The sequence below is a fragment of the Nocardioides sp. TF02-7 genome (assembly GCF_022437945.1).
In the GTDB taxonomy this organism is placed as follows: Bacteria; Actinomycetota; Actinomycetes; order Propionibacteriales; family Nocardioidaceae; genus Nocardioides.
This window is the reverse complement of the sequence record NZ_CP092535.1, coordinates 2115518-2128735: the sequence shown is the minus strand read 5'-3', so window position 1 is coordinate 2128735 and position 13218 is coordinate 2115518. Positions and strand designations below refer to the sequence as shown.

At 73.9% G+C, this 13218-nt stretch carries 11 protein-coding genes; 5 read left to right on the top strand and 6 right to left on the bottom strand.

Translation table 11 applies throughout. From position 1 onward, the window contains the following. Positions 1–80 precede the first annotated feature (80 nt). On the bottom strand, positions 81–521 hold the full coding sequence (locus MF408_RS10955) for a hypothetical protein (protein ID WP_240251387.1): 441 nt from the start codon (positions 519–521) through the stop codon (positions 81–83). Positions 522–694: 173 nt separating this feature from the next. Next, positions 695–1426, bottom strand: coding sequence for an AfsR/SARP family transcriptional regulator (locus MF408_RS10950; protein WP_240251386.1), 732 nt, complete (start codon positions 1424–1426; stop codon positions 695–697). A 162-nt stretch (positions 1427–1588) separates the two neighbouring features. Here MF408_RS10950 and MF408_RS10945 point away from each other — a divergent pair, with 162 nt between their 5' ends. Beyond that, positions 1589–3055, top strand: coding sequence for an AfsR/SARP family transcriptional regulator (locus MF408_RS10945; RefSeq protein WP_240251837.1), 1467 nt, complete (start codon positions 1589–1591; stop codon positions 3053–3055). A 2012-nt stretch (positions 3056–5067) separates the two neighbouring features. On the opposite strand, the gene MF408_RS10940 is transcribed toward MF408_RS10945, so the two are convergent. Further along, positions 5068–7203, bottom strand: a complete 2136-nt coding sequence (locus tag MF408_RS10940; RefSeq protein WP_240251385.1) for an LTA synthase family protein — start codon at positions 7201–7203, stop codon at positions 5068–5070. A gap of 225 nt (positions 7204–7428) precedes the next feature. On the opposite strand from MF408_RS10940, the gene MF408_RS10935 reads away from it, so the two are divergent. After that, entirely contained in the window at positions 7429–8889 is a 1461-nt protein-coding gene (locus tag MF408_RS10935) for an MFS transporter (RefSeq protein WP_240251384.1), read from the top strand. 67 nt (positions 8890–8956) lie between these two features. Here MF408_RS10935 and MF408_RS10930 read toward each other — a convergent pair whose 3' ends face one another. Further along, positions 8957–9373, bottom strand: coding sequence for a PGPGW domain-containing protein (locus MF408_RS10930; protein WP_240251383.1), 417 nt, complete (start codon positions 9371–9373; stop codon positions 8957–8959). 286 nt (positions 9374–9659) lie between these two features. On the opposite strand from MF408_RS10930, the gene MF408_RS10925 reads away from it, so the two are divergent. Genes MF408_RS10925 through MF408_RS10915 form a run of 3 tightly spaced genes read left to right on the top strand, consistent with a single transcriptional unit; the run spans position 9660 to position 12181 of the window. Next, positions 9660–10562, top strand: a complete 903-nt coding sequence (locus tag MF408_RS10925) for a sulfite exporter TauE/SafE family protein (RefSeq protein ID WP_240251382.1) — start codon at positions 9660–9662, stop codon at positions 10560–10562. Positions 10563–10597: 35 nt separating this feature from the next. Beyond that, a complete protein-coding gene (locus MF408_RS10920; RefSeq protein WP_240251381.1) occupies positions 10598–11221 on the top strand; it encodes a hypothetical protein in 624 nt (207 codons plus the stop codon). Positions 11222–11251: 30 nt separating this feature from the next. Further along, on the top strand, positions 11252–12181 hold the full coding sequence (locus tag MF408_RS10915; protein WP_240251380.1) for an adenylate/guanylate cyclase domain-containing protein: 930 nt from the start codon (positions 11252–11254) through the stop codon (positions 12179–12181). Positions 12182–12202: 21 nt separating this feature from the next. On the opposite strand, the gene MF408_RS10910 is transcribed toward MF408_RS10915, so the two are convergent. Then, positions 12203–12850 (bottom strand): helix-turn-helix domain-containing protein, encoded by a 648-nt coding sequence (locus MF408_RS10910; protein ID WP_240251379.1) that lies wholly within the window; start codon positions 12848–12850, stop codon positions 12203–12205. Continuing rightward, positions 12832–13167, bottom strand: a complete 336-nt coding sequence (locus MF408_RS10905; protein WP_240251378.1) for a helix-turn-helix domain-containing protein — start codon at positions 13165–13167, stop codon at positions 12832–12834. Before MF408_RS10905 ends, MF408_RS10910 begins: the two co-directional genes overlap by 19 nt. Between the last annotated feature and the right edge of the window lie 51 nt (positions 13168–13218).

Genomic DNA, 13218 nt, shown 5'->3' with positions numbered 1-13218 from the left:
AGCCGCACCCGCGACCTTTGCGTCGAACATCGGGATCGGGGTGGTGCAGGTGACCACGTCGGACGTCAAGCTGATGTCGGTCAGGCCGGGCGCGCTCCCCCACGATGTCGCCGCTGCCGGCGGACTGGCCGACAGGGAACCAGATGCCCATGCCGCCGCCGGGCTCCTGGAAGTAGGGAGAAGTTCGGCGAGCACGTGACTTCCCGGCCGCCGCCGACGGGCCACGAGCAGGTCCAGGCCCCGTTGTCGTAGGCCTGGGGGTAGACGCTGCTGGACATGTTCAGGTGCGACGGCAACGTGTAGGTGACGACGTCGCTCGGCTCGGGGTTGCAGCCCTCGGTCGAGCCGTTGATCCCGGCCCTCACGAGCTCGAACTGACCGACGTAACCCTCCACGGGCGACCCGGTCAGGATGCAGCCGCTGAGGTCTGCCCTGGCCGCCGGCGCCGTGCTGAAGCCGAGGCCGAGGGCCCCGACCAGCAAACCGGCGAGTATCGCCAGTCGAAGTGCGATTCTCCTCATGATGACTTCCTCTGGTTGTTGGATTCTCCGGCTCGGTGTCCAGCCCGGATCCGGTGGCTTCGGCGCCAACGCTCGGACATCGGTCGCGAGCGCCGGTCACGCTGCGGTCACGGGCGACAGCTGCTCGTGGCGGTGCGGGCGTGGGGGCGCCGGAGGAAGGAGCCGGTGACGGCTCAGGGCAGCTCGCCGTCGGCCAGCAGCGGGTCCTGCTGCAGGATCGCGGTCTGCAGGCGCCCGTAACCGGGCAGGTCGCCGTGCTCCCGGCGCGCTTGGGCCAGGGCGTCGAGCGCCTCGATCTGGCGACCGGTCCGGTACAACGCCGTGGCCAGCTGGGTCCGCAGGCGCGGACGCTCTGCGTGCCGGATGACCAACGAGCGCAGCTCCGCCACGAGCGGGTAGTCGACCCGGCGACGCAGCGCGATCCCGACCAGCTCCTCGTGGGCGACGAGCCGCTGCTCGACCAGGGCGTCGATGGTCGCCATCGCGGGCAGGACGCGCTCCAGCTCCGGGTAGGGCTCCCCGCGCCAGAGGTCCAGCGCAGCGGAGAGGTGGGCCTGGGCGAGCTCCAGGTCGCCCCCGGCGATCTGTCGCAGGCCGTCCGCCACGAGCGCGCGGAACCGGAACGCGTCCACCGTCTCCTCCGGCGTCCGCAGGGTGACGTGGCCGCCCACCTCCAAGCGATCGGCCCCCAGGACGGGGACCAGGCCCCGAGCCAGGGCCGCCGCCTTCGCGGGGCCGTCGGGCGTCGGGTCGGGTGAGAGCACGGCCGCCAGCGCCGACGTCGAGACCGGCTGGTTCAGGTTGGCGAGGAGCCAGCACACGACCTTCGCCGACCCGCCACTCGGCACCCGGACCTGTCCCGCAGGCGCGGTCACCCGCAGCGGACCGAGGACGTCGAAGCGCATAGCGGGACCCTAGGCCCGCGACGTCGTACCGGTCTCCCGCACGGGACCCGGGCAGCGATTTGCTGTCACGGCACGGTCACACGGACGCCCGAGGCTGGCCGCCGGTGCCGCGAAATCGACTCACGGCCCCGCCGGTTTGCGGCACGCTTGCGTTTCGTGGCGATGCTCCCGCGACACCTCCCCCACGTCACCGCTGCCCAAGAGGCCGACCGGTCCGTGGTGCACGTCGACGTCCTCGGACCGCTCGAGATCCGCACGGCCGACACCGTGCAGCGCCCCGGCGCCGCGCGGCAGCGCCGGATCCTGACCATCCTCGCGATGTCCGCGGCCGAGGGCCGGACCATCAGCTCCGACGAGCTGATCGATGCGACCTACGGCGCCGACCCGCCGCCGCGGGTGCGCCGGTCGCTCTCGACCGAGCTGTGGCGGTGCCGCCAGCTGCTCGGCGGTGACGCGATCCAGGGCGAGGCGGACGGCTACCACCTCGACACCACCCAGGTTGAGGTGGACGTCCTCCGGTTCATCCGCGAGCTCGAGCAGGGCCGGGCCCTGGTCGAGTGCGGCGAGTTCGCCGATGCCGCGGAGCTGCTCTCGCTCGCCCTGGACCGCTGGCGTGGCGCGCCGCTGCCGGACTGGCGCGACCACCCGGACGGGCTGGCGAGCGTCGCCCGGCTCGAGGAGCTGCGGATCGGTGGCAGCGAGGACCTCTGCGAGGCACTCGCCGGGACCGGACGCCACGCCGAGGCCGCGGCCACGCTACAGACGATCACCCGTGCCCACCCCGCACGCGAGCACGCCTGGGCGCTGCTCATCGAGTGCTACCTGGCGCTCGGCGATCGCCGTCGCGCCCGCACGGCCCTCGACTCGGCCCGCCGGACGCTCGCCGAGCACGGCGTCGACCTCGGCGTGGAGCTGCGCGCCGTACGCGACCTGCTGCGCGTCGCCTCCGGTCCGGCGCAGCCCGCGTCACGGGCGGCGGCCGTCGCCGATGCGCCGAGCCTCGCCGGCCGACGGGAACCACTCACCGCGCTCGTCCAGGTCCTCGGCGGAGCGCTGCGCGAGCGCCAGACGGCGGCGGTCGTCGTGACGGGCGAGGCCGGCATCGGCAAGAGCGCGCTGCTCGAGCACGCGGTGGCCGAGCTGGCCGGCAGCGCAGGCGGGGAGCAGCCGACGGTGGGCACCGTCAACTGTGACCGCCGGCTCACGCTGCCCCTACGGCGCGCTGACGGGGTTGTTCTCCCTGCTCGAGACGAGAGCCGGCACGCCCGCCGACGGACTGGCCACGCTGCACGCGGGCGGCTCCGACCCGGACACCCTCCGCGAGGTCCTCGTCGACCTGATCGAGAAGGCCGCCAAGGAGCTGGGCGGCCTGGTGCTGGTGGTCGAGGACGTCCACTGGGCGACCCCAGAGCTGATCGACCTGCTCATCTCGCTTCTCGCCCGCCGGGCGGCGGTCCCGCTCGCCATCGCCGTCTCGCACCGGCACCCGCACGGCGCCTCAGCCGTCCAGGACCGAGGCCTGGCCGAGCTCCGCCGGCGCGCCCTGCTCGTCGTACCCCTCACCGGGCTCGACGAGGAGCACACCCACGCGCTGCTGGGCTCCGACGCCGATCTCGAGCTGGTGCGTGACGCGCACGGGCTCACGGGCGGCAACCCGCTCTACCTGCGCCACCTCACCGTCGGCGCGGACGGTCAGCTGGTGCGCTCGGCCACCGTGCGCGAGGCGCTCGACGAGCACATCGACTCCCTTCCCGCGGACACCCTGACCGTGGTTGAGCTCGCCGCGACGATGGGCACCCGGTTCGACGCGCGAGCGCTCGCCGGCGCGGGCGCGCGCTCGTCGCTCGACCTGGACCCGGCGGCGATCGAGCACGCGCTGCGCGTGGCGCACGAGGCCGGGCTGGTCAGGGTGGTCGGCCAGGACCACGAGCTGTCCTTCGTGCACAAGCTGGTGCGCGACCGCCTGTACGAGCGGACTCCGGCCCGGGTCCGGACGACGGCCCATGCCCTCATCGCCCGGGCGCTCGACCGGATCCGCAGCACCGAGGAGGTCCCCGCCGACCTGATCGCGTTCCACGCCCGGCGGGGGTGGCCGGTCTGCCCGACCGCCGAGGTGGTCGCGCACGCGATCACGGCCGGCGAGACGGCCATCGCCCAGCTGGGCTTCGCGGACGCACAGCGCCACTTCCGCAGCGGTCTCGACGTGATCGCGATGGACGAGGAGTACGCCGACCACGAAGCCCTGGCCCGACTCCTGGCGGCGAGCGGGCAGGTCACGTTCGCCCTCGCGGACACTGCCGGTGCCCGCACTGCCTACCGCGCTCTCACCGACCACGGCGCCCGCCTCGGGTCCCCCGCGACACGGGTCCGCGGCGCGCTGGGCTACGTGCAGACCTACGCGAACGAGCGCGTGGGGGAGGCCGCCCTCGACACCCTCCACGAAGCGCTCGGGGAGCTCCTCGACTCGCCACCGCCGACGTCGGACGACGAGCGCGACCTCGTCGCGGAGGCGATCAGCGCCCTGCACGTGTACCGCCCCGAGACCGCGAGGGCCCTGCGTGGCCGGGCGACCGAGCGGGACCCCGCCGGCCGCGCGACGCTGCTGACCAGGCTCTGGGAGCAGGAGGCGGTCCCGCAGGCACTGGCGCTGTCCGAGGAGCTCACGGCCGATCCCGATGCCGAGCCGCTGGCGGTCGCCGTACGACGGTGGGCGAGCCAGGTGGCCAGCGGCGAACGCGCTCTGACCGACGAGCCGGCGGGCATCTGGGCGATGCCGGGCAGCGAGGCGGCTCGGTGGGACGCCCGGATCTGGCAGATCACCGTCGCGATGGGGGCCGGGCGCTTCTCCCACGCCCTGCGGCTGCTCGACGAGGCCGAGCACCACGTGGCGCGGGTCGGGAGCGCCCTTCAGACGGCCGGCCGCACGTCGCTGCTGCTCGGGCAGCGGATGTGGCTCGCCTTCATGCGTGAGGACGCCGCAGAGCTCGCCCGTCTCGCCGAGCTCAACCGGCCCTCGTTCTCCGTGCGGCGGCCGATCATGCGCACCGCAGGGGCGATCCGGCAGCTGGCGCTCGGGGCCCGCGACGACGCCTATCGGTACCTCGACGAGCTGCACGACGAGTTCATCATGGGCGTCGTGCCCGCCCGCGACCTGCACGCCTCGGTGGTCGGCTTCTCCAACGCCTGCCTGTGGCTGGGCCACGACCGGGGCGTCGAGCTGTCCCGCAAGCTGCTGGCAGGCTCCGAGGGCGAGCACGTCCTGTTCTACCTGACCCAGTACTGGGGGAGCGTGAACTACAACCTCGGCAAGCTCGCCGCCTATGCGCTCGACCTGGACGAGGCCGAGGACCGGCTCCGCCTGGGCGTCGAGGAGCACGCTCGGGTCGGGGCACGGGTGCTCGAGATGCAGGCCCGCCGGATCCGCGCCGGCGTGCTCCACCACCGCAACCGCGGCCGAGACCGGACGGAGGCCGAGCGCGAGATCGCGAAGGCGATCGCGTCGGCCGAGCAGCTCGGCCTCACCGCCGTCGCGACCCGGGGTGGCCGCCGGCGCGGCCCGCGGACGCCTGGATCTGAGCACTCCCGGCACTTCCGGTCCGCTCAGCTCCCGACGCCACCGCCGCTCACAGACCCGCAGGTCCTCATTGCGAGTCCTCCCGTGGAGGGAGCGACTCGACGTAGGAGTCGGAGAGCTCCATCAGGTCCAGGACGTAGTCGTAATCGCCGGCGTGGGCGTCGCTGGCGGTCGGCTCCAGGTCGGGGAGCGACCGTGCCGTGCCGTCGTCGAACCCGCTGTCCGGGACGAACCACACCTCGTCGTTGTAGAAGCTGCCCGTGGGCTGGGAGAACCGCACCCCGAACGCGTGCGTCGGCGTGTTGAGCAGGTCGCTGCCGAAGGCGACGAACCGCTCGGCGGCGAGGTCCACGCCGAGCAGGTTCGCCAGGGTCGGCATGACGTCGACCTGCCCGCCGACCTTGTCGACGACCTCGCTGGTCGTGCCCGGGACGTGGAGGACCAGCGGCACGTTGAACCGGTCGCCCCGCCGGTATCCCGGGTCGACGGTGCGGATGGCGTCGACGACCTCCTCGTCGTCCGGCACGCCGGAGTGGTCGCCGTACAACGCGATCATCGTGTCGTCGTGGACACCGGCGTCCTCCAGGCCCTCGACCAGCTCGCCCAGCGCCCGGTCGGCATCGTGCACGGCCTGGAGGTAGTCGCCGACGAACGTGCCCTCCAGGTCGGCGGGCAGCTCCAACAGCCGGTGCTTCTTCGGCACCCGGAACGGGTGGCGGCTGCCGGCCGTGGCGAGGTGGAAGTAGAACGGGACACCCCGCTGGTGCAGCTCCGCGGCCCGCTCGACGGCAGTGGCGTAGAGCGTGCGGTCGGAGCCTCGCCGCTGCTCGGACACGTCGTCCTCGAGGTCGCCACTCCGGTGCCAGGCGTCGAAGCCGAGTGCCGAGGACAGCTGCTTCCCGTCCGAGGACGACACCTCGTCGACGTCGAAGGCCTCCGACCGGTAGCCACGCTCGGCCAGCAGGCGCGGGAGAGAGGGCACCTGCCGGTCGCCGTACGCGGTCGACGTCGCGGTGTCGCCCACGGGGTAGAGCGAGGTGTTGGTCACCAGCTCCGCGTCGGAGTCGGCGCCCTGCCCGACCTGCTGGAAGACGTTCGGGAAGTAGTAGCCGGACCTTGCGAGCCGATCGACGACCGGTGTCAACGGCTGACCGTCGAGGCTCCTGCCGACGGGGAAGTCCTGGAAGGCACCCAGCTGGACCACGACCAGGTTCCTGTCCTTCATCGCTCCGAACCCCACGGCGTCCTCCGGTCCGGGCACGCGTCCGGTCCGCGACGTCTTCAGCGCGGTGACCTGGTCGTAGGCGGACCCGGGCTCGACCTGCTCAGCCGAGCTCCGGCGCTCGAGGAGGGCGTGGGCCTGGTAGGTGAGCGGCCCGAGCGTCTCGGCCAGGTGGGTCTCGCTGCGGACACCGGACTGCCCCGAGACGACGAGGGAGCTGACCACGACGCCCGCCGTCGCCAGCACGCTGAAGCCGACGGCACGGTCACCGGCGGAGCGTCGCCGCGCCGGCAGGCGACCTCGGCGCCTGCCCCACCACCACACCGCCGGGACGACGAGAGCGTCCGCGAAGTACAGGAAGAACCGCGGCTGGAGGACGGCGACCACGGCCCCGCTCCCGTCCGCCTGTCCCGCCGACCTCAACGCGGCGTACGTCGGGACCGCCTGGAAGTGAGCGACGTAGAGGGTCGCCGCGAACAGGAAGGCCGTCACCACGGCGTCGAGCGCCCAGAGTGCGTAACGGGTCGCGCGTCCGGGCGCGACCAGGCCGACCAGGCCGACGAGGACGGCCACGGAGGCGGCGTCGGCGACCACCATCATCGGCATCGGCGCACCGAAGACGAGCAGCCGGAACAGGAGCAGCTTCGCCCAGAGGAGCAGGAACACCACGAGCGCGGTGGGCCTGCGTCGTCGTACGGCGGCGGGGTCGGTGCCGTCCTCCCGTGGCGTCTCCGGGTCCGCGGGTGCACCGTCGGGCGCCGGTGCCTGCACGGATGTCGCGTCGCGCGCGGTGTCGGCCGACCGCGCGGGGACAGGCTCGTCGTCCCGCTCCGCGATCGCGAGGCCCCCCAGGCCTCGCGTCTCGAGCAGGTCGGGGTGTCGGCGCGCGGCCTCCTCGATCGCCCGCTGGCGGGCGGCGCGGATCTGGGCGGCCCGGGCGGCACGCGCCGCGCGGTACTGGTTGCTCCGGGGCTTCGCCACGACAGAGATCGTCGCGGGAGCGCCGGCCGCGGGCGTCACCACGCGGTCACGGCAGGTCACGGGCCGCCCGGGGCGGCGGGCGGGCCGGCGCTGGACCATGCGGTACGGCGGTGGGTGAGAAATCCTCCGCACGCAGTCGATCCCTGCCACCATGTCCTGCGACCCCAGGGTCCCTCATCGCCTGCTGGGGAGCTGCACCTGCTCCCGCCCCCCAAGGGAGACAGTGTGGACAGCACGACGATCGATCCCCCTCAGCGCCCGGCACCCGGCGCTGTGTCCGGCCTCGCCGGGCTGATCTTCTTCCTGGCCTGCGTGGAGGTCGCCAGCGGCGCCATCCAGGGCTACTACACGCCGTTGTTCAAGGACATCGGTGCCCACCTGTCCGTGCACGACGCGGACCTGAACTGGCTGGAGGCGGCCCAGCTCGCGTTCGCGGCGCTGGTCGTCCCGCCCCTCGCCCGGCTCGGCGACCTCGTCGGGCACCGCCGGGTCCTGCTCGCGTCGACCGCGGTGACGGCGGCTGCCTCCTGGGGGATCGCCTTCGCCCCTGGCTTCAGCACCATGCTCGTCGCGTGGGCGATCCAGGGCGCGTACGTGATCTGGCTGCCCCTCGAGGTCGCGCTGATCCACCGTCGTACTCAGGGGAACCCGGAGCAGGCGCGGCTCACCCGCCGCACCGCGGCGATCCTGGTGGCAGTCCTGGACGTCTCGATCATCGCCAGCGCGCTGGTCGCAGGCGCCCTCGTCGACCACCTGTCGATGACGACGATCCTCTGCATCCCCGCCGTCGTGGTCACCCTCGCCCTTCCGGTGATCGCGCTCGGTGTCCCGCACGTCCCCGGCGCGGCGTCCGGCGGCTTCGGCTGGGCCTCGTTCGGGATGCTCCTCGTGATGGTCGGCCTGGTGATGGGCGGGCTGATCTCGCTCCGGGTGGCCGGCCCCGGCTCCCTGCTCGGGTGGGTCCTGGTCGTCGCCGGACTCGTGGCCGCCGTACCGTGGTCGCGCCTCGAGCTCGCGTCAGCAGCTCCGCTCGTCGACCTCCGGGTGATCCGCCACCCGGGGCAGTGGCCGATCCAGGTCGCTGCGTTCCTGCTCGGCATCACGATCCTCGGCGCGCAGGTGCCGCTGTCGGTCTACGCCCGCACCGACCCGGACGTCGCCGGCTTCGGACTCGGGCTCACCGCCGCCGAGGGGTCGGGACGGATCGCCGGCTACGTCCTCTGCCTCGCGATCGGGGCGCTCCTGCTGCCGCTCGTGGCCAGGGCCGTCGGCCTCTGGATCGCGATGGCCGCGTCATTCGCCGCCTCGGCAGCCGGCTACGCCGCCTGGTTCGCCGTCCACGACTCCGCGCCGGTGACCCTGCTCTGGCTGGTCCTCACGGGCCTCGGCTCCGGCGGGCTGGTGGCGGCGATCCCGGCCGGCGCCGTGGCCGCCGCACCGCCGGCGAGCGTCGGCATAGCCGCGGGCGCCAGCAACGCGTCGAAGCTGATGGGGGGCGCGCTCGCCGCAGCGGTCTTCGCGATCTGCCTCACGCCCCACGGCTCGATCTCTATCCGCGCCGGGGAGGCCACGCTGGGCGGCTACCACGCCGTCTGGGGCATCTGCGCGGTGGCGGGGCTCGTGGGTGCGGTGCTGATGCTCGCGGCCCGGCGGTCGGCGGCCGCCGTGTCGGTGGGCCGGACGTGACGACCCCGAGCGGCCCGGGCGCGCACCCCGCCCGCCGCACCCAACCCGCCGACCGGATCGGACCTGTCTACGACCTCCGCCGCTCCTCCTCGCGGTCCCAGCCGGCCTCCTCGTCGGCGTCGTCGATCTCCGCCTCCAGTGCAGCGACGGCCTCCGGCCGGCCGTGGAAGCGCCGGTAGGAGTAGGCGAGCAGCACCAGCGCGAGGATGCCGGACGCCACCTGGGTGACGCCGGTCCAGATCCCGCCGGGCAGCCACCAGAAGTCGCTGACCGGCCACCAGGACGGCACGTCGGGCTTGACGATCCACAGCACGCCGCAGGCGACGAGCAGCAGCGCGAACGTCGTCGACGCCACGATCCGCGGCCAGGTCTCGACTCCCTCGGCGGCCGCCTTCAGGGCGCGGAGCCGGACCGGTTCGAGCCGGCGCTCGGCCCACTCGTACTGCTGCGACAGCACGGCCAGCCCCAGCGCGATCAGGATCAAGCCCGGGCCGGGGGAGCACCAGCGCCGCGATGCCGATCACCAGCAGTCCCCAGCCGACGACCTCGAGCACGATCCGTTTGGCCGCCGCGGTCATGGCGCCCATCCTCCCGCACTTCCCCAAGGACGCCGACACGACCTCCTGGGAAACCCGCGGGAGCCGCTCGGGCGTGCGAACGGATCCGAGCGACAGGCGGAAGTTGCATCCCTCCAGGCAAATCTCTAATCTTGACTAATCCACTCTGTTTAAACACGCGGCCATTCCCGGCTGCCAACGGAAAGAGACGACGTGCGGAAGCTCCTGGTGCTCGGGTTCGTCGGCCTGCTGGCCCAGCTCATCGACGGCTCGCTCGGCATGGCGTACGGCGTCACCTCCTCGACGCTGCTGCTGGCAGCGGGGGTCGCCCCCGCCGCCGCGTCGGCGGCCGTGCACTTCTCCGAGATCGGCACGTCGCTGGTCTCGGGGTTCTCCCACCACAAGCTCGGCAACGTCGACTGGCGCACGGTCTCGATCCTGGCGGTGCCCGGGTTCGTCGGGGCTTTCGCCGGAGCGACGTTCCTCGCCAGCCTCGACGGCGACGCGGCCAAGCCGTGGGTGGCCGCGATCCTGCTCGGCCTGGGCGGCTACGTGATCTGGCGGTTCCTCGTGCTCGGCGGCCGGCGCCCGACGTTCAAGAGCCGCCCCTCGGCGGCGTTCCTCGCCCCGATGGGCCTCGCCGGCGGCGCGCTCGACGCGATCGGCGGCGGCGGGTGGGGCCCCGTCGGCACGACCACCCTGCTCTCGTCGGGCCGGCTCGAGCCGCGCAAGGTGATCGGGTCGATCGACACCTCCGAGTTCGTCGTCGCGGTCGGCGGCTCGCTCGGCTTCCTGCTCGCCCTCGCCCACTCCGACATCCCGTGGGACTACGCCGTCGCGCTCCTCGCGGGCGGCGTGGTGGCCGCGCCGATCGCCGCCTGGCTGGTCCGCCGGCTCGCCGCGCGGGTCCTGGGTGTCGCCGCCGGCGGTCTCATCGTCGTCACCAACTCCAAGACGCTGGCCGAGGCCACCGGTGTGACCGGCGGGTCGGTGGGAGCGGTCGTCGGCGGTCTCGCCGTCCTGTGGGTCGCCGGCATCGTCTGGGCGGTGCGGCAGGAGCGTCGGGTCCGGCTCACCGAGGAGCTCGACCGGGAGCTCGAGCTCGCGGGCGCCTGACGGTCGGCGCGCCCGCCCGGCGCTAGTCTCCGGGCATGACCCGTCGCGTGCGCATCGTCCGCGCGCGGCGGCGGCACAACCCCTTCGGGGCGCGGATCCTCGGCGACGCCGACCAGAGCCCGCGGGCGCTGCGGGTGCGGGTCCAGCTGCTGCTCACCGGTGTCCTCCTGCTCACCAACCTGATCGGCGCGGTGACGGTGGTCGTGGTCTCCGCGTTCGTCGTCCCCTCCCCGGCCCCCGACCACCGCACCTGGGTCGGGCTGGCGATCGCGGTGCCGACGTACGTCGCGTTCGCCGTGGTCGTCGGCGTGCTCTGGGGTACGGCGACGACCCTGCGGGCGCTGCGCTGGGCGCAGGAGGGCGCGACACCCGACGCCGACGACCGCGCCCGGGCGCTGCGCGCGCCGATCCGGCTGACCGCCATGCAGCTCGCGCTGTGGGGCCTCGCGACCGTCGTGTTCACCGTGCTCTCGGTGGTGCTCCAGGCCGACCGGGCGATCGGCACCGGGCTCACCGTCGGGCTGGCGAGCGTCGTGGTGTGCGGCATCGCCTACCTCCTGACCGAGTTCGCCCTCCGGCCGATCGCGGCGCGGGCCCCTGGCCGGCGAGCCGATGACCGGCCGGCCGCGGGGGCGCAGGCGTCGGCGCGCGGATGGTGATCTTCTGGGGGGCTCGGCACCGCGGCGCCGGTGATCGGCGTCGTGCTCGCCGCGCTGCTCGTGCTGACCCCGGCGGGCGACGAGACGTCGCGGACCCAGCTGGCGTTCGTCACGATGGTGATCGGCGGCCTCGCGCTCTGGTTCGGCCTGCTGGTGACGGTGCTCAACGCTCGCGCGGTGGTGGCGCCGATCGTCGCTGTGCGCGACGCGATGCTCGCGGTGGAGCGCGGCGACCTCGACGTCGACGTCCAGGTGTGGGACGGCACCGAGCTCGGCCAGCTCCAGGCGGGCTTCAACCGGATGGTGCAGGGGCTGCGGGAGCGGGAGAACATCCGCGACCTGTTCGGCCGCCACGTGGGCCGGGAGGTCGCGCTCGCCGCCGCCGACCTCGGCGAGGTGGAGCTCGGCGGCGAGACCCGCACCGTCTCGGTGCTCTTCGTCGACCTCGTCGGGTCGACGCGGTACGCCACCGAGCACACACCCGCCGAGGTGGTCGCGGTGCTCAACCGCTTCTTCGCGGTCGTCGTCGACGAGGTGGACCGCCGCCGGGGCCTGGTCAACAAGTTCATCGGCGACGCCGTGCTGGCGGTCTTCGGCGCCCCGGTCGAGCACGACGACCACGCCGGCGCGGCGCTCGCGGCCGCCCGGGCCATGGCGGCCCGGCTCGCCGACGAGGTGCCCGAGATCGGCGCCGGCATCGGCGTCGCCACCGGCACCGTCGTCGCCGGGAACGTCGGCCACGAGCGGCGCTTCGAGTACACCGTCATCGGGGACGCGGTCAACACCGCCGCCCGGCTGACCGAGCTCGCGAAGGAGGTTCCCGGCCGGGTCCTCGCCTCGTGGGAGGCAGTCGCCACCGCGAACGCCGAGGAGGCGTCCTGCTGGCAACGGCACCGGTCGCTGGTCCTGCGCGGGCGGAGCCAGGAGACGGTGCTCGCCGTCCCCCGCACCGACGGGTAGTCGCTGCTGGGACGACCGGGGCTACTCGGCGCCGGCGCGCGCCGGGTCGGCCCGCCAGGCGGCGCCGAGCGCGAACATCCCCTCGACGCCGTAGTGCTCCATGGCCTCTGCCAGACGACGGCGCGCCGTGCGGGGTGAGATCCCGAGCGCCCGGGCCGCGGCCTCGACCGTCGCACCCGCCGCGAGCATCGCCAGCACGCTGTCCCACCCGCGCGGCTCGGCCCGCCACGGCCAGGCCTGTGCCCAGAGGTGGTCGTAGACCACCCGCGCGAGGCCCGCCACCGCCGGGCTGCTCACCGCCATCACGCTCGTGGGCCACGCCTCGCCCCAGGTGAGCGGCAGACCGACGGTCTCGTCGTCGTTGACCCAGAACCACGACGGCAGCTTGGGGTGCAGGCGGAAGTGGAAGCCGTACGCCGCCAGGGTCGCGATCCGTTCCTGCGCCTCCGGATGCGTCCCGTCCTCCACTGACAACAGGACCCGGGCCCGCCGCCCCTCGGCGGCGATCTCGCGGACCTTGGCCTCCTCGAACCGCGGGTTGGGCCGAAAGCTGCGACGGACGTCGGGCAGCGCGGCGTCGGCCCGCACCGGTGCACCCCGCTCGGCGTCCGCCTGCCACAGGTCCTCCGGCGCGTCGGGACCGTGGCGCATCACGATCCGCACCGGCACGGCGCCGCCGCCCACCGACCAGCTGCGCAGCACTCCGGCAGCGCCTGGAGCAGCGCCTGGGCATCGGCGAGCTCCTCGGTCAGCGCCCGGGCGCCGCGGTCGAGCACCGCGCCGACCCGCTCGGTGAGGCGGGCCTCGGGGAAGGGCGGGTAGTCCAGCTCCTCACCCACCCGGCCGATCAGCCGCTGCGCCACCAGGTCGTCGACGAGCGCCGACGTCTGCGGCACGGTCAGCTTGGCGTGCCGCGCCAGCTCGGTGACCGTGGGCGGGCGCGCCCGGAGCGCCACGTTGAGCAGGTCCAGTGGTGTCGACGGCATCGCCCAGCCTCTCGTGGCCCACGCTCCCCGACCGAGTATGCCCGTGGGCCC